We start from the raw sequence: 16,426 nt of genomic DNA, 5'->3' as shown, positions 1-16,426 counted from the left end.
TAGACGTCGTCAAACCGGCTCGGTCATTCCGCGGCGATGCGCAGCCTCGAACCCGGAATCCATTTCACAACTTGCGGCACGCGGCATAATGGCTTCCGGGCGCGCGCTGCGCGCCCCGGAATGACAAGTTGCTGGAATCGCTGAACGTTGCGCTATATGCTGCAGCGCGATGATCGATGGTACAGGCGAAGTTCTTATCCTTACCGGTCCGCCAGGATCGGGAAAGACAACCACGGCAAAAATCCTTGCCCACGAGCCGGGTATGCCCAAGGTGCATCTTCATGCCGACGATTTCTGGCATTTCATCAAGCACGGTGCGATTCCCCCCTATCTGCCGGAGGCGCACGAGCAGAATCGGAGCGTGGTTCGTATCCTCGCAAACGTGGCGGAGGGATACGCCAGAAGCGGCTATTTTGTTCTCCTGGATGGCATTTTCGGGCCGTGGTTTCTGGGGCACTTCCACTCACTCAGGGTCGCTCTGCACTACATCGTTCTCAGGCCCCCGCTCGAGATTGCCATCCAACGCTGTCGCGCACGCGGAGGCGATACACTGACCGATGCGGAACAGATCACGGTGATGCATCAGCAATTCTGCTCGTTGGGAGATCTCGAACGGCATGTACTCCAAACCGACGGATATGACCCGGAACTGACAGCGCGCGAGGTGAGCAGGGCGGTGCAGAGCGGAGCGTTCCGATTGCCTGGATGATGGGGTGCTGTGCTGGAACGATGATTGCCGGGCCGCGGCACTCTTCACCGTTCTCGGCGTTGTAGCGCTGGGACTTGCGCAGTCCGCATCCAACAGCAATACGGAGCAAGCATGGCTGTCGAGACGGAACTGAAATTCCGCGTGGCCGCGCGCGACCTCAAATCTCTCGCCGGCTGGCGCATTCCCGGTGGAAAAATGGGTGAGCGATCGGACAGCGATCTTGTCTCGACCTATTTCGATACCGGGAAACACAAGCTGAAGAGTCGCGGTCTGACACTGCGCGTGCGGCAAAACGGCAGCACGAACATCCAGACGATCAAGTCGGCGAACGGCGCGCAGTTTGGCCGAGGCGAATGGGAAGCGGAGATCAAGGACGACGCGCCGGACCTTCGTGAGGTCGACGACACGCCGCTCGAGCCGCTCGCCACCGGCAAGCTACGCCGCAAGCTGAAGCCTGTGTTCAAGACATCGGTTCATCGCACCATCGTTCCGGTCCGGACCCGCAGGAGTGAGATCGAACTCGCCATCGATCGGGGAAAGATCGTTGCGGGTCACCGTGCGAGCCCCATCGAGGAACTCGAACTTGAGCTGAAAAGCGGCCGGCTCGCTGACCTATTCCGTATTGCCAGAGCGATCGAGCAACGGTTGGGAGCCGAACTCGACTTGCGATCAAAATCGGACCGCGGCTATGGCCTCGCCGAGGGCAGGGAGGAACAGGTCGTTTTCGCCGAGCCGATCGAGCTCCCCGCCGACATGACGGCGGGCGAGGCATTCCGGGTCATCGCCCGCGCGACGGTTCGTCATTTCTCTGGAAATGCGGATGCGGTCCGCAATCTTGACGCGGAAGGTGTTCATCAGATGCGGGTGGGCCTGCGCAGACTCCGCGCGGCGATCTCGCTGTTTTCGAAGGTGCTGCCTGGTGCCGGGACGGGAGCCGCCAAGCGCGAGCTGAAGTGGCTCACGGCTGAGCTCGCGCCTGCGCGCGAAATCGACGTGTTCATCAGCGAGCAGGTCGAGCCGGTTACGCACGACCGCGCGCTGAGCCGCGGCGGCAAGGCCATCAAGGACGAGTTCGACGAGAAGCGCGCCCATGCCCTTACACGGGCGAAGAGGGCGGTGAGCTCGATACGGTTCCGCAGGCTGCTGGTCGACACGCTGGAGTGGGTCGAGTCGAAGCCGCCTTCGGCGAACGAGCATATGGACGTTCCGATCGAAAAATTTGCGGCTGACGTCTTGCACCGTCGCATCAGGAAGGCGCGCAAGCAAGGCCAGCACCTTGACCGCCTGTCGCCGCGCGCGCGGCATAAGCTCCGGATCAGGATCAAGAAGATCAGGTATGCGGTGGACTTCTTCAAGTCGCTTTTTCCGGCCAAGCGCGAGCAGAAGAGACTTAAACGCCTGTCCGGCCATCTCAAGAAGATCCAGGATGCGCTTGGCGCGCTGAACGACTTTGTTGCGCATCGGAAGATGGCCATGGCAGCAGCGCTGCAGGCGCCGCGCGAGAACAGGCGCGCCCGCGCACTTGCGGCCGGCGTGGTGGTTGGCCGGGAGGACAAGGCGATCAGGCCGCTGATGAAGGTCGCCCTCAAGGAGGCGCAACGGCTGCAAGTGGCGTGAAGCCGACGGCGTCTATGTCGATTTGCCCGGCGTCGCGCGTTTGCTGCCGGCGATCTCCGCTTCCCATCCGAACACCGAGCGGCCGCCGAGCGCGGGCGATCGGTTGCGCTCTTGCGCGACGAACGCATCGAAGGATGGGCCGGTTGCGGTTCGCTCCAAGAGGCGCGCCTGACTGTCGAGGCGCTTCAATGCCTGGATCTCCTCCTCGCGGCCAAGGCTCGCCTGCTGCACGGCGGATTTCAGCACGCGGATGGTCTCGTCATAGACCTTGATCGGCACCGGATAGGGATGGCGGTCCTTGCCGCCATGGGCGAGCGAAAACCGCGCGGGATCCTTGAACCGGTAGGGTGCGCCGTGGACGACCTCGGCGACCATCGCGAGCGACTGCACGGTGCGCGCGCCGACGCCCGGCGTCAGCAGCAATTCCCGAAAATCGCGCGGGCCGCATTCGGCGGCCGCCGCCAGCGTGCCGTGCAGGCGGCGCGTAAACACGTCGCTGGCGCGGACGTCGTGATGCGCGGGCATGATCAGATGCGGCAGCTCCGGCTGCGCCTCGGGCTGTTTCGACAGCGCGGCATATTCGCGCGCGATGCCGTCGGGCCCAAGCGCGCCGAGCAGATCGAGCTGCGCCGCGCGCGATTGTTCGGCGCGATGATCGGTCAGGTTGATGATCTCGCCCTGCGCGGGACCATCGATGGCGCTGTGCGGCTCGTCGACGAAGCTCTTCAGAGTTTCGGAATGCCAGTGATAGCGGCGCGCCTGCCGCTTGTCGCCGTTCATGCCCTGCTGCACCACGGTCCACTTGCCGTCCTCGGTGACGAAGAAGCCGTGCAGATAAAGCTCGAAGCCGTCCTGGACGGCGGCGCTATCGACCTTGGCCACCAGCCGGCTGGCACGCGTCAGCGCCACGCCATCGAAGCCGGTGCGTTCGCCGAGCGCGGTCAACTCGTCCGGCGTGCGGCGCGAGTTGCTGCCGCGGCCGCCGCAGACATAGATGCCAAGCTCGTCTTGCAGCGGCACGAGCCCGCGCTTCAATGCGCCGATCACCGACGTGGTGATTCCAGAGGAATGCCAATCCATCCCCATGACCGCGCCGAAGGATTGGAACCAGAACGGATGGGCGAGCCGCTGCAGGAACTCCTCGCGCCCGTAATGGTGGACGATCGCCTGCGTGATGATCGCGCCGAGCGTGGACATGCGCTGGCCGAGCCACGCGGGCACGCGCCCGTTATGGAGCGGAAGATCGGCGCTACCGGTTCGTCGTGCCATGAGGCTCCTGGTGCTGAATCAGGTGGAGTATAGCAGTTCTTGCTTCACCTCTCCCATAGGGAGAGGTGATCGAAGCGTCCCTCGCGACTAGTCCCGCATCGTGCGCAACGTAATGGAATAGCGCGGCGCTTCGACCGCTGGGATGCTGTGCTCCCAGATTTGTCTCGCCTCGCCCGAGAGCAGGTAGATCGATCGGGGCTGCGCCTCCAAGGTGAAACGTTCCCACTTGTCGCCGGCCGGGCGGCGGAAGCGGAACTTGCACGGCGATCCCAGCGACAGGCCGAAGACCCGCTCGTAATGCGGCTTGTCGCGATGCCAGCCGATGCCGACGCCGGTCTCGTATTCGGTGCAGAGCGCCTGGGCGATCTCGGTCCGTGGCCCGCCGAAGGCCTCAACCTGCTCGATCAAGGGGCGGAGCCAGTCCGGGATGAAATCGGCCTCGCGCATCCGGCGCTCCGTATAGTCGTAGCGGAAGCCGAACGAGGCCACCCGCCGCTTGCCCTGATATTGGCCGAACTGGAACGGTTGCAGCGGCAGCGCAGCGATGCGCGCGATCAATTCCCGCTCGACGTCAGGCGAAATGAAATCGGCGGCATAGCGCAATCCCTCCGGCGCTGATGACGCGGAGGAATTGTCGGCAAAGAGGGCGAGCTGCTCGGTCAAGCCGGCGGTCCTTATCTCGGCCTGCAGGGGCACCACCTAAATATAGGGCGGAGCAGCGCGACATGAAGGGGCGCGGGTAGCATCGCCGGACCAGGCGCGATGGCCCTTCACGCGGGCGTGCGTTACTCCGCGGCCATCTCCTGCGCACCGCCGAGCAGTTTCACATTGAGCCGGCCGCCGGCGAACAGCATGTCGTCGAGCGCCTCGTCGATGTCGGCCGACATCACCGACTTGCCGCCGTCGCGGGCGATGCTGGCCTGTGCGAGGCGCCGCATCAGCTCCTTGATGAAGGCGGCGCTGACGCCGTCCGTGCGCCGCACCGCTTCATCGACGGTGGTCTCCTCAAGCGGCAGGTTCTTGCCATAGAGCCGCACGAGCTTGCCGCGCCCGATCGCATCCGGCAGCGGCACCTCGATCGCCTGGTCGATGCGGCCGGGCCGGCCGGCCAGCGCGCTTTCGAGCTCCTCGGGTCGGTTGGTGGTGAGCACGAACAGGATGTCGGCATCCTCCTTCAACCCATCCATCTCGTTGAGCAGCTTGTTGAGCAGCGATTCCTCGCACGGGCCCATCAGCTCGCGGTCGGTGGCGATCAGGTCGACGTCCTCGATCACGACCATCGTCGGCTGCAGCAGCCGCGCCAGATTCATGTAGGCTTCGAGCAGCCCGATCTGTTCGGCGGTGATGATCAGTGTCGTATGTCCCGGCAGGTTGGTGGCGAGGTAGCGGATGGTGTGAGTCTTCCCGGTGCCCGGCGGTCCATAAAGCAGGATGCCCTTGCGCGTCGACTGGCCAAGCCGGCGCAACGCGTCGCGGCTGCCGACAAAGTTCAGGACGTTGCGCTCAAGCAGTCTCAGGGTCGGTTCGTGCAGGATAACGGCCTCGCGATCGACCGGCGGCAACCGGTGCACAGTTACGCCCCTTGAACGTCCGCGATACTCGGCCCCGCTGTCGAGCGAAAGAATCTTGCCGCGATAGGAGCGTGCTGTCTGCACCGCTTGCTCGAGTTCCGAAAAACAGCGCTGAACGAAGGTGTCGCCGGCCGCGCCGGTCGGCACCGCGATCTCGATTCGGATCGCGTCCTCGTTGCGGGATTCGCGATAAATGGACAGCAGCACCGCGTAGCGAAGCTCGCCGGCGCGGCACAGCCACAATCCGTTGTTAAGACATTTCACCGCCGCCGGCTCACCGACATCGACTTCATAATATTGCGGCGGAGCGATCACCGGCGCATTGCGCCCGTCGTTCATCAATCCCGCAAAAGTCAGCGTCTCGTAGCGATATTCTTCGTGAACGCCGAAGAAGTGGATCGGTGAGGAGAGCAGTCGATCCAGCGCGACCTGAACGTCCGCACGCATGTGACCCGGAAAGCCGCGCGCCCGCGTCACGAGCTGGTTGCGTGGAATGCCCGCAAAATGCCAATCGATCGCGACGTATGTGTATCTGAATTCTTCGCCCTGCAATTTTTCGGATGCATCCCTTGCCGCGAGCAGGCAGTCGCTGCAGAGGCAGGCAATCTTGTCGTCGAGTTGCACCTCCTGCACCGGCGGCGGCGCGCCGCACAGATCGCAGGGACCGCTGGTCCTTACCGCTTCGCTGGTAATCTGAAGACCATGCCCGGCTGCGTTGATGCGCTGTTGCGCTGTTTTCCATAGCGCTGCCGCGACCCGGGACGGATAGGGGCCACAGGTGGCGTTGCCCTGCTGGTCGATCTCGGCCGCGAACAGGATGGCCTCCCGCTCCGACTTGCCGAACACGGCGCGCAAAAGCTCTCTGACGAACTCTCGAGGCGTCTCGTTATCGTTGTGGAAGACAAATTGAAACGATTCGGCGCCGGTATACCCGTCGTCCATGAAATACCTCTTGCGCACAATTTAAGATCGAAAGAACAAAAAAAGAACATCATGAAACCTGCCGTTCGTCAAGCAGGCCAAACTGGAAAATGTTGGGAGCGCTTCGCTGGAGAGCCATTCGACACATCTTCGGCAGATTGACGGCGCACAGACCGCGATACCGATTCGCCGTTTCGCGCGGCCGCGCTTGTGAACTGCCTCTCTCTGCCGCTTGATCAAATCGGCGGGCATGTCCATAAGCGGCGCCTTGCGACCGGCGGTTCGGTTGCTTCGAAGTGGTGCAGAGGGAATTGCGTGGCAAAGATTCATCAGCAGATTGCGCAGGAGCTTGGCGTGCGCGAGCAGCAGGTCGAGGCGGCCGTCACGCTGCTCGACGGCGGCGCCACGGTGCCGTTCATTGCCCGCTATCGCAAGGAATTGACCGGCGCGCTCGATGACGCGCAATTGCGCACGCTGGAAGAACGGCTGACCTATCTGCGCGAGCTCGAGGAGCGCCGCACCGCGATCCTCAATTCGATCCGCGAGCAGGGCAAGCTCGACGCCGCGCTCGAAGCGCAGATCATGGCCGCCGACAACAAGGCGCGTCTCGAGGATATCTATCTTCCCTACAAGCCGAAGCGTCGCACCAAGGCCGAGATCGCCAAGGAGGCCGGGCTCGAACCGTTGTCCGAGCTGTTGATGACGCAGCCGCAGCATGATCCGAAAGCGCAGGCGGCAGCCTTTGTCGATGCCGACAAGGGTGTGGCCGACGTGGCCGCGGCGCTGGAAGGCGCGCGCGCGATCCTGGTCGAGCGCTTCGACGAGGATGCCGATCTGATCGGCGCGCTGCGCGAGGAGGTGTGGGCGAACGCGCGCATGGTCTCGACCGTGCGCAAGGGCAAGAAGACCGAGGGCGAAAAGTTCAAGGACTATTTCGACTTCAGCGAGCCGCTGCACAAGCTGCCGTCGCACCGCATCCTGGCGCTGTTCCGCGGCGAGAAGGAGGAGATTCTCGATCTGCAGATGCAGCCGGAGGCGGAGCCGCCGGTGGCCGGCGTGCCCAGCGCCTATGAACTGAAGATCATGAAGCGTTTCGCCATTTCCGATCTCGGCCGTCCCGGCGACAAATGGCTGATCGAAACCGTGCGTTGGGCCTGGCGCACCAAGATCCAGGTGCATCTCAACATCGACCTGCGCATGCGGCTGTGGACCGCGGCGGAGACCGAAGGCGTGCGCGTGTTCGCCTCCAACCTGCGCGACCTCCTGCTGGCGGCGCCCGCCGGTGCGCGCGTGACCATGGGGCTCGATCCCGGCTATCGCACCGGCGTCAAGGTCGCCGTCGTCGATGCGACCGGCAAGGTGCTGGCGACGACAGCGGTCTATCCGCACGAACCGCAGCGGCAATGGGACGAGGCGCTCGCGACCCTGGGCAAGCTCGCGATTCAGCATCGCGTCAACCTGATTGCGATCGGTAACGGCACGGCCTCGCGCGAGACCGACAAGCTCGCGACCGAACTGGTGAAGCGGCTGCCGGACTTGAAGATGACGAAGATCGTCGTCTCCGAGGCCGGCGCTTCCGTCTATTCGGCTTCGGCCTATGCGTCCGAGGAACTGCCCGGGCTCGACGTCACCCTGCGCGGCGCGGTGTCGATCGCGCGGCGCCTGCAGGATCCGCTCGCCGAGCTCGTGAAGATCGATCCCAAGGCGATCGGCGTCGGCCAGTATCAGCACGATCTCGGCGAGAGCAAGCTCGCACGCTCGCTCGACGCCGTCGTGGAAGACTGCGTGAATGCCGTGGGCGTCGACGTCAACACCGCCTCCGTGCCGCTGCTGTCGCGGGTGTCGGGCATCGGGCCCGGCTTGGCGCAAAGCATCGTGCAGCACCGCGACTCGAACGGCCCGTTCAAGTCGCGCAAGGCGCTGAAGGAGGTGCCGCGGCTGGGGCCGAAGGCCTTCGAGCAATGCGCGGGCTTCCTGCGCATCAACGACGGCGAGGATCCGCTCGATGCCTCGGGCGTGCACCCCGAGGCCTATCCGGTGGTGCGCCGGATTCTCACGGCGACCAAGAGCGACATCAAGGCGCTGATCGGCAACAGCGAGATCATGCGCCAGTTGAAGCCGCAGTCGTTCGTGGACGAGACCTTTGGTCTGCCGACGGTCACCGACATCCTGCGCGAACTGGAAAAACCCGGCCGCGATCCCCGTCCGGCGTTCAAGGCCGCGGTGTTCAAGGAAGGCGTCGAGGAGATCAAGGACCTCAGAGTCGGCATGATCCTCGAGGGCACCGTCACCAATGTCGCCGCCTTCGGCGCCTTCGTCGATATCGGCGTGCATCAGGACGGTCTGGTGCACATCTCGGCGATGTCCAGGACCTTCATCAAGGATCCACGCGAAGTCGTCAAACCCGGCGACATCGTCAAGGTGAAGGTGCTCGACGTCGAAGTCGCCCGCAAGCGCATCGCGCTGACGCTGCGGCTCGATGATGAGACCGGCAAGAAGGATTCGAAGGGCTCGTCGAGCGACCGTGTTCGCGGGCCGATGACGTCCTCCGCCCCGCGCAAGCAAGAACAACCCGGCAACGCCTTCGCCGACGCCTTCCGCCGCGCCAGCGAGAAGAACGGCAAGCCGCTACGCTGAGCGGAACTGCTTAGTCTGGCACGGAAGCTAACTTCCGTGTCAGAATCTGTCGCCTTTGTCAGTTGAAGTCGAAGGAGCTTTTAGCTCTCCTGATCGTTCTCCTGTTGCGACGCGATGCGTCGCTGCAATTCAACCAGGGAGGAATCGGGATGAAGAGCAAGCTCGTCAATTCCCTTATCGCGGGTGCGCTCACGACCGCGCTTGCGTTCGCGTCGCCGGCCTTCGCTCGCGGTGGCTTCGGGGGCGGCGGCGGTGGCTTCCATGGCGGCGGCATGGGCGGCGGTTTTCACGGCGGCGGCATGGGCGGAGGCTTCCGCGGCGGTGGCATGGCCGGAGGTTTCCGCGGCGGCGGCTTCGGAGGCGGGATGCACGCCATAGGCGGAGGAACGCGCTTCGGCGGCATGGGTGGAGGGACGCGTTTCGCGAGCATTGGCGGAGGACCGCGTTTTGCTACCATCGGCGGAGGACCGCGTTTTGTGGGTGGGCGGTTTGCTGGTGCGCGGTTCGCGAATGCGAATGCTGCATTCGCGCCGCGCTTCGCGAGCCCCGGCTTTCGAGGCGCAGCTTTTCGAAGCGCAGCCTTCCGGCATGGCTTCCATAACCGCTTCTTCCGCAACCGCTTCAATCGCTTTGCGTTCATCGGCGTGCCCTTCGGCTACGCCGCCTACGCTGGCTACTACGACGACTGCTGGACCCAAGTGTGGACGGGCTATGGGCTGCAGTGGGTCAACGTCTGCGGGTACGACGGTTACTACTGACTGCCGACCCACGGTGTGATGAGCGCGACACGGCACCTTCCGGCGCAGCCTCGCCGGGTGGGCCTGGGGTGACCGTCACATTCATGGGAGCCGTCCCGCGCAACCATCGGAGTACGATGAGCATCTCCGACAAAGCCAGCTGCGCGACGTCCTGGACTGCAGGAACGCCGCGCGTTCGTGGCCAGTCATTCGGAAGAAGACCATGACGGCAGGTCATCGCCGCATTCTCGTCGTCGAGGACGACGCGGAAACTGCCGGCCAACTCGCCGAGCAACTCACGAGCAGCGGCTATGAGGTGGATCTGGCCGCGAGCGGCAACGAAGCCCTTCGGCGCGGCACGTCTCGCGATCATGCCGTGATCACGATCGACCGCATGCTTCCCGACATCGATGGCCTCACGGTCATGCGTCAATTGCGCGACGGTGGCGTCGCTGCTCCCTTCCTGATCATCAGCGCGCTCGGCGAGGTCGATGATCGGGTCCGTGGCCTGCGCGCCGGCGGCGATGATTATCTGGTCAAGCCCTTCTCCTTTGTCGAATTGCTGGCGCGGCTGGAAGCGCTTGGCCGGCGCAGCGAGACCATCGCCAAGGACACCATCCTGCGGGTCGGCGATCTCGCCATCGACCTGATCTCGCGCACCGCCAACCGCGGCGGCAAGGCCATTCCACTGCTTCCGCGGGAATTCCAGCTTCTGGAGTATCTGGTCCGCAACGAAAACCGCGTTGTCTCCCGCGCGATGCTGCTGCAGCACGTGTGGGATCTCCACTTCGATCCCTCGACCAATATCATCGACGTCTATGTCGGACGCGTGCGGCGCAAGGTCGACGACCAGCAGGCCTATCCGTTGATCCATACCGTCCGCGGCATGGGGTACTGTCTCCGTGCTCCTGGCTGATACCCTGAGGTCGACGACCTTCAAGCTGGCGCTGGCCGCGATCGTGACCTTTGGCGTAATCGCCGCCACCATCTTCGCCTATGTCTATCTGTCGACCGCCTCTTTCGTGCGCAGCCGATCAGATCAGGCCATCATGGCCGAATATTCCGGCCTGCTCGGCGCTTACGAGCGATCAGGACGCAAGGAATTGATTGAGCTGATCCGAAACCGGATGGCCGACAGCAGTTCCGCAGAAAAACTGTATCTTCTGGTCGATCATGCGTCCGCCGTTCTCGCCGGGAATCTCGACAAATGGCCTTCGGCGGCCACGACTGCGCAGGGATTGACGGAGTTTCATGCCCCTCGTGCGTCGGATGCCGCAAGCCAATCGCGGTTTCGTGCCATGTCTGCAACGCTACCGGGCGGCGATCGTCTGCTGGTGGGAACTGATATCAGCGACCTCGACAGCTTTGCCGCCAAGATCTGGGCGGCGGTGATTGCAATCATTTTCCTGATGTTCGTGGTTGCGGTGGTGGCGAGCATCCTGGTCACGCAGCGGACAGTGGGACGAATAGAAGAGATCAACGCCACCAGCCGGGCCATCATGCAAAGCGGCCTCGACAAGCGCATTCCGCTGCGCGGCAGCCATGACGAATGGGATCGTGTGGCGGAGAATCTGAACCTGATGCTCGACCGCATCGAGGCCTTGATGGGAGACGTCAAGCAGGTGAGCGACAATGTCGCCCATGATCTGCGGACGCCGCTCACGCGGATGCGCGGACGGCTGGAGAAGGCCTATCACGGCGAACGTATTGGCGAGAAAGATCTAGCGCTGATCGGCGACACGATCGCGGACCTCGATGCCGTCCTGGGGATGTTCTCCTCGATCACGCGGATCGCGCACATCGAGACCCAGGTGCGCAAAGGCGCGTTTCGCAACGTGAACCTGGTCGAGATCGCAAGCGAGGTCGTCGAGCTCTATGACGCCGCGGCGGAGCGCGACGGTACCGATCTCTCCATCACTGGCGACCGCGAGGTGCGGGTGACCGGCGACCGCGATCTGTTGTTCGATGCCATCGCCAACCTCGTGGACAATGCCATCAAGCACGGTCGCGCCGGAGGCAAGATCGTCGTTGCCTGCGAAAACGTCGATGAGGAGGCCGTCATTGCGATCACCGATGACGGGCCCGGAATTCCTCCCGGCGAACGCGACCATGTCTTCAAGCGGTTTTACCGGCTCGAGCAGAGCCGCTACACGCCTGGAAACGGCCTTGGACTGAGCCTCGTCGCCGCCGTGGCCCACCTCCATGGCGCCCGGATCGAGCTGCTCGATCAGTCACCGGGTGTTCAGGTCAAGCTCTGGTTCTCAGCGCCAGCGAATTAGAGCATGATGAGATCACATTGAATCTTCACCTCTCCCGCTTGCGGGAGAGGCCGGCGCGTAGCGCCGGGTGAGGGCTCTCTCCACTCGGGGAGTCCCAATGCGGAGACACCCTCATCCCAACCCTCTCCCGCAAGCGGGAGAGGGAGCGCAGTTCCGCCGGGACTATCTTTCACCTAGAACGATCCCTTAGTCAGGTTGAGGCTGCTCGCGATCCGCTCCAGCGATGCGCCGCGATAGCCCTGTTCATTCACCATCATGGTGGCCGCGCGCAAGAAGGCCTCTGGAACGACATCCCGTGCGGTCGCGGCTCGCAGCCAACCGAGCTCGGGCGCTGCGCCTTCCCGCCAGGACTTGGGCGATCGGGCAAGGCCATCGATCAGGATCGCAGACATCCGTTCAGCCGCTGGCCGATAGTCGGACGGCTCATAGCGTGAGATCCACGCCCGCATCATATTAACGAGCGACAGCAGGAGGTGGGTCCGGGCATTTCGCGACAGGCGATCTTCCGTCGACTCGCTGCGGGGAAGCAGCGAGCGCACGCTGCGGAACAGATCGTTGTAGGCGTCGAATACGCGACGCGCATGAGATCCGGTCAATGCGCGGATATCGTTGAAGAACACCAGCTCGTCCCGCGCGCCGGTGGTGATCTCCGCCAACAGATCGGCGTAGCCGCATACGTAGCTGCGGATTCTGTCTTCCGGCCGGTTCTCCCGTGCCGCGTCGAGGACCACGGTTTTGGTTGTCTCTATCGCCGCAAGCAGACAGGCCGCCGCGAGATCCTCCTTGCGGCGATAGTAATAGGTGATGCTGTGGGTCAGCAGCCCGACATCCCCAGCGATCTCGGCCAAAGTCGCGCCCTTCAGGCCATCGCGGTTGAAAAGGCGCGCCGAGGTTCCGATGATCGCCTCGCGCCGCTTCAGGTATTTTTGCGTGTACGCAGCCGGATCACCGCGCCGCGTCGACCTCTCGGACGGCATTATTGTGCGGCCATGTCGTGCAGGTGGCAAGCCACGGCCCGACCGGCACCGAGGTCGCGCAACGCAGGGTCCTCGTGTCGGCAGCGATCGATCGCAAGCGGACAGCGCGTGTGGAAGCGGCAGCCGGACGGCGGATTCATCGCGCTCGGCACCTCGCCCGAGACCGGAACGCGCTTGCGGGTGGCCTCGACAACGGGATCGGCGACCGGCACGGCCGCCAGCAGCGCCTGGGTATAGGGATGGAGCGGCTTTCGATAGATCTCGTCCCGTGCCGCGATTTCGACGATCCGGCCAAGATACATCACGGCGATGCGGTCACTGACGTGGCGGACCACGGCAAGGTCGTGGGCGATGAAGAGGTAGGCCATTCCGAGCCGCTGCTGCAGCTCGACGAAGACGTTCACGACCTGCGCCTGGATCGACACGTCGAGCGCGGAGACTGGCTCATCGCAGATAATCAGCGCGGGCTCGAGCGCCAGCGCGCGCGCGATGCCGATCCGCTGTCGCTGGCCGCCGGAGAATTCGTGTGGAAAGCGGTCGGCCATGTCAGGCAGCAGCCCGACCGTCCGCATCAGCTGCGCGATCCGTTGATCAAAGGCCTTTCTGTCGTTCGCGAGGCCATGAACCTCGAGCGGTTCGCCGATGATGTCGCGGACCTTCATGCGCGGATTGAGCGATCCGAAGGGGTCCTGATAGACCATCTGCATGCGCCGGCGCAGCGGACGCAGGCTGGACTTGTCGAAATGGGTGATGTCCTTGCCCTCGAACTCGATGCGCCCCCCAGACGGCTCCAGCATCCGGAGGATTGCAAGGCCCGTTGTCGACTTTCCGCAACCGCTTTCGCCGACAAGGCCAAGCGTTTCGCCGCGCTTCAACTGGAAGGAGACGCCGTCGACGGCCTTTACCGTCGCCACCTGCTTGCGGAACACCGCGCCCTTGTGCACGGGAAAGTGCACCCGCAGATCGTCGACGCGGAGGAGGACATCGGCCTCAGACATGTGCAGGTGTCTCCAGCCAGCAGGCGGTTTGGTGTTGCGGTCTGATCTCGGCCAGCGCCGGCCGCTCGCGGTGGCAAAGGTCGGTGGCCTGCTTGCAACGCGGCGCGAACGCGCATCCTGTCGGGAGCCGGGCGAGGTTGGGCGGCTGTCCGTCGATCGGCACCAGACGTTTATTGGTGTCGCCGTCGAGCCGCGGCACCGATGCCATCAAGCCGCGCGTGTAGGGATGGCGGGGATTGGCATAAAGCTCGCGCGCGGGCGCCTGTTCCACCACGCGCCCCGCATACATCACGACGACCCGGTCGGCATAGCGTGCGACCACTCCGAGGTCGTGCGTGATCAGGATCAGCGAGCAGCGAGAACCTTGCGCGAGATCCTTCAACAGGTCGAGGATCTGCGCCTGAACCGTGACGTCGAGCGCCGTGGTCGGCTCGTCCGCGATGATCAGCCGCGGCTCGCAGGCCAGCGCCATCGCGATCATGGCGCGCTGGCGCATGCCGCCCGAGAACTGATGCGGATAGGCGCGGAGCCGCGATTCCGTATCCGACATCCGCACCCGGCCGAGCAGTTGTTTCGCGGTGCCAAGCGCTGCATCCCAGGGCTTGCGTCGATGGACATTGATCGGTTCGGCAACCTGCAATCCCACCGTGAGCACCGGGTTGAGCGAGCTCATCGGCTCCTGGAAGATCATGGCGATTCGGTTGCCACGAATCTCCATGATCTCGCGCTCGGAAAGCTTGGTGAGATCGGTGCCTTCGAACAGGATCTCGCCGCTTTCGATCCGGCCGGGCGGCGAGGGAATCAGGCGCAGGATCGACAGCGCGGTCACGCTTTTGCCTGAGCCCGACTCGCCGACAACAGCCACCGTTTCTCCCACGCCGACATCGAAGGAGACATCATCGACGGCGGTCACCGCTCCCCGGCCGCGACCGAACCGGGTCACGAGGTTGCGTACGCTGAGGAGAGGTTTGGCTGCCGCCGTCATTGCGAGGCCTCTAGTAACCAAGCTTCTTCTTGAGATCCTGATCGATCCAGAGTCGAGCATGGATCGGACCGGGTCGTTCGGAGCCGACACGCAGTTCGCCGCCATAGTTCTTCACCCACGGCCACCATGCCGTATAAAAGTAGTCGACGGGCAGCCAGATATAGGGGGCCTTGTCCACGATCTCGCGCGTCAGCGCCTTGATCATTTCCTGGCGCTTGGACTCGTCCCGCTCCAGGTAGACGTCGTTCATCTTCTTGTCGAATTCGGGATCGGAGTATTGCGACGGATTCCAGGTCTGCTTGGTGACGAAGCTCTTGCGGATCGAGGTCGTGGGATTGGTGTGGCCGTTGCGCATGAAATAGCCGGCGGCGTTGGTCTTCGTCGTCATGGCGGAGAGGAAGGCGCCATATTCCATCGGCTGGATCTCCAGCTTGACGCCGACTTTCTCCAGATAAGCCGCAACCAGCGGCAGCAAATCCATGTGATCCGGCGAGCAGGAGCAGACCTGGACCTTGAAGGAGAAGCCGTTGGGATAGCCGGCTTCCTTCAGCAGGGCCTTCGCCTTCTCCGGATTGTAGGTGAAGAGCTCCTTCACACTGTCGGGCATACTTTCCAGTGGCTCGTAGTAGCCGATGTAATCCGGATGCATGGGATAGGCGAACAGTTCGGCATTGCCATTATAGTAGGAAGCCACGATCTCCTTCTTGTTGACCGCCATGTTCAGCGCGCGCCGCACGCGAATGTCGTCGAACGGCTTGGTGTCGACGCGCATGGCGAGGAAGGTGCCGCCGGTGCCGAGCGAACGCGACCACTGCAATTGGGGCGCACTCTTCTTCAATTCGTCTACGGCGGTCCATCTGATCGCTTCGAGAAGGTCGAGCTTGGCCGTGCGCAGCGCGGTGAGGAACGTGGCCTCATCCTTGATAGTGCGATAGACGATCTTGTCGACGAACGGGAGCTTGTACTCCTGGCCGGCGATCTTTTCCTTGTCCCAGTAGACCGGGTTCTTCGAGAATGTGACGGCGTTGCCCTGGATATAGTCCGTCAGCATGAACGGGCCGGTGCCGTTGGCGTTCTTCCAGTTGCCGGCGCCGGCGTCGACCACTTCCTTCGGCACGATGCCGGAATAGTAGCCCCAGCCGAAACGGTAATCCCACTCGGCGTGATAGTTGTTGAAGGTAAAGACAACCGTGTGCGGGTCCGTCGCCTCGACTTTCTGCACATGATCGAAATAGGTCGGGACCTTCTTCGGGCTCTTGTCGAGGCGGTAGTAGCTTTGCACGACGTCGTCGGCGACGAGCTCGCGTGAGGCCATCACGCCTGGCTTTTCGGGAAACATCACGCCCTTGCGGAGCTTGACCTCGACGCGGAGCGGATTTTCCTTCCATTCCCAGCTTTCCGCGAGTTCGCCCTTGACGGCGTCGCTCGGCAGCCAGGCATCCGGCACGAAGCTGTATTTGCCGCCGTTGCGCTTTGTCTTGGAAAGATCGCCGACAAAGAGCTGCTCGTACATCAGCCCGGTGTCCTGCTGGAATTTCCAGGTCCAGTCGGCGGGATCCCACGATAGCGGCGACAGCGTCACGTAGACCATGCCGATGTTGAGCGTGCCGCCGACTTGCGGCTTTTCGTCCGCCAGGGCAGGCGACTGGGACAGGCCAAGGGTAGCTGCGATGGCCAAACCTCGCGCGAGACTGCCGAACGTCGTCTTCCGATCCATGCTTCTCTC

The 16,426-nt window shown here is 63.5% G+C and carries 12 protein-coding genes and 1 pseudogene; 5 read left to right on the top strand and 8 right to left on the bottom strand.

What is annotated here, in order from left to right; genetic code table 11:
* Window positions 1–172 precede the first annotated feature (172 nt).
* Entirely contained in the window at window positions 173–709 is a 537-nt protein-coding gene (locus tag ACZIRK_RS02870; protein ID WP_130228154.1) for an AAA family ATPase, read from the top strand.
* Window positions 710–820: 111 nt separating this feature from the next.
* Window positions 821–2,326 carry a CYTH and CHAD domain-containing protein gene (locus tag ACZIRK_RS02865; RefSeq protein ID WP_130228149.1) on the top strand — a complete coding sequence of 502 codons (1,506 nt, stop codon included), beginning with the start codon at window positions 821–823 and terminating at the stop codon, window positions 2,324–2,326.
* 12 nt (window positions 2,327–2,338) lie between these two features.
* On the opposite strand, the gene ACZIRK_RS02860 is transcribed toward ACZIRK_RS02865, so the two are convergent.
* From ACZIRK_RS02860 to ACZIRK_RS02850, 3 genes are all read right to left on the bottom strand, one after another.
* A complete protein-coding gene (locus ACZIRK_RS02860; protein WP_130228150.1) occupies window positions 2,339–3,595 on the bottom strand; it encodes a DUF763 domain-containing protein in 1,257 nt (418 codons plus the stop codon).
* Window positions 3,596–3,682: 87 nt separating this feature from the next.
* Window positions 3,683–4,258: an alpha-ketoglutarate-dependent dioxygenase AlkB gene (locus tag ACZIRK_RS02855; protein WP_130228151.1), complete on the bottom strand. Its 576-nt coding sequence runs from the start codon at window positions 4,256–4,258 to the stop codon at window positions 3,683–3,685.
* A gap of 122 nt (window positions 4,259–4,380) precedes the next feature.
* Window positions 4,381–6,108 (bottom strand): ATP-dependent Clp protease adaptor ClpS, encoded by a 1,728-nt coding sequence (locus tag ACZIRK_RS02850; RefSeq protein ID WP_463326936.1) that lies wholly within the window; start codon window positions 6,106–6,108, stop codon window positions 4,381–4,383.
* 294 nt (window positions 6,109–6,402) lie between these two features.
* Here ACZIRK_RS02850 and ACZIRK_RS02845 point away from each other — a divergent pair, with 294 nt between their 5' ends.
* Window positions 6,403–8,724, top strand: coding sequence for a Tex family protein (locus ACZIRK_RS02845; protein WP_130231654.1), 2,322 nt, complete (start codon window positions 6,403–6,405; stop codon window positions 8,722–8,724).
* A gap of 80 nt (window positions 8,725–8,804) precedes the next feature.
* Here the strand turns inward: ACZIRK_RS02845 and ACZIRK_RS02840 are convergent, their stop codons facing one another.
* Window positions 8,805–9,323: a hypothetical protein gene (locus ACZIRK_RS02840; RefSeq protein ID WP_456642563.1), complete on the bottom strand. Its 519-nt coding sequence runs from the start codon at window positions 9,321–9,323 to the stop codon at window positions 8,805–8,807.
* Between the two features lie 361 nt (window positions 9,324–9,684).
* Here ACZIRK_RS02840 and ACZIRK_RS02835 point away from each other — a divergent pair, with 361 nt between their 5' ends.
* Both ACZIRK_RS02835 and ACZIRK_RS02830 read left to right on the top strand, forming a co-directional pair.
* Window positions 9,685–10,377: a response regulator transcription factor gene (locus tag ACZIRK_RS02835; protein WP_130231752.1), complete on the top strand. Its 693-nt coding sequence runs from the start codon at window positions 9,685–9,687 to the stop codon at window positions 10,375–10,377.
* Between the two features lie 427 nt (window positions 10,378–10,804).
* Window positions 10,805–11,740 (top strand): annotated as a pseudogene (locus tag ACZIRK_RS02830) (sensor histidine kinase); the annotation flags it as partial.
* A 173-nt stretch (window positions 11,741–11,913) separates the two neighbouring features.
* Here the strand turns inward: ACZIRK_RS02830 and ACZIRK_RS02825 are convergent.
* From ACZIRK_RS02825 to ACZIRK_RS02810, 4 genes are read right to left on the bottom strand one after another with little or no spacing between them, the layout of a single operon-like run.
* The gene (locus ACZIRK_RS02825) at window positions 11,914–12,717 is read right to left on the bottom strand and encodes a TetR/AcrR family transcriptional regulator (protein WP_463326935.1); all 804 of its coding nucleotides are present in this window, start codon (window positions 12,715–12,717) and stop codon (window positions 11,914–11,916) included.
* Window positions 12,717–13,715 carry an ABC transporter ATP-binding protein gene (locus ACZIRK_RS02820; protein ID WP_130225872.1) on the bottom strand — a complete coding sequence of 333 codons (999 nt, stop codon included), beginning with the start codon at window positions 13,713–13,715 and terminating at the stop codon, window positions 12,717–12,719. The genes ACZIRK_RS02825 and ACZIRK_RS02820 overlap by 1 nt, the downstream gene beginning before the upstream one ends.
* Window positions 13,708–14,700, bottom strand: coding sequence for an ABC transporter ATP-binding protein (locus tag ACZIRK_RS02815; RefSeq protein WP_130225873.1), 993 nt, complete (start codon window positions 14,698–14,700; stop codon window positions 13,708–13,710). Before ACZIRK_RS02815 ends, ACZIRK_RS02820 begins: the two co-directional genes overlap by 8 nt.
* A 10-nt stretch (window positions 14,701–14,710) precedes the next feature.
* On the bottom strand, window positions 14,711–16,417 hold the full coding sequence (locus ACZIRK_RS02810; RefSeq protein ID WP_463326934.1) for an ABC transporter substrate-binding protein: 1,707 nt from the start codon (window positions 16,415–16,417) through the stop codon (window positions 14,711–14,713).
* Window positions 16,418–16,426: the final 9 nt, after the last annotated feature.

This window comes from Bradyrhizobium sp. Leo114, from assembly GCF_055229415.2.
Note: the sequence above shows the minus strand (reverse complement) of the source record. Positions and strands in the feature narration are given on the sequence as shown.

Bases quoted from the DNA above. Each gene is read 5' to 3' on its own strand.
- ACZIRK_RS02820 (WP_130225872.1), bottom strand. From the start codon at position 13,715: ATGTCTGAGGCCGATGTCCTCCTCCGCGTCGACGATCTGCGGGTGCAC.
- ACZIRK_RS02810 (WP_463326934.1), bottom strand. From the start codon at position 16,417: ATGGATCGGAAGACGACGTTCGGCAGTCTCGCGCGAGGTTTGGCCATC.
- ACZIRK_RS02860 (WP_130228150.1), bottom strand. From the start codon at position 3,595: ATGGCACGACGAACCGGTAGCGCCGATCTTCCGCTCCATAACGGGCGC.
- ACZIRK_RS02815 (WP_130225873.1), bottom strand. From the start codon at position 14,700: ATGACGGCGGCAGCCAAACCTCTCCTCAGCGTACGCAACCTCGTGACC.
- ACZIRK_RS02850 (WP_463326936.1), bottom strand. From the start codon at position 6,108: ATGGACGACGGGTATACCGGCGCCGAATCGTTTCAATTTGTCTTCCAC.
- ACZIRK_RS02865 (WP_130228149.1), top strand. From the start codon at position 821: ATGGCTGTCGAGACGGAACTGAAATTCCGCGTGGCCGCGCGCGACCTC.
- ACZIRK_RS02825 (WP_463326935.1), bottom strand. From the start codon at position 12,717: ATGCCGTCCGAGAGGTCGACGCGGCGCGGTGATCCGGCTGCGTACACG.
- ACZIRK_RS02835 (WP_130231752.1), top strand. From the start codon at position 9,685: ATGACGGCAGGTCATCGCCGCATTCTCGTCGTCGAGGACGACGCGGAA.
- ACZIRK_RS02840 (WP_456642563.1), bottom strand. From the start codon at position 9,323: ATGGAAGCCATGCCGGAAGGCTGCGCTTCGAAAAGCTGCGCCTCGAAA.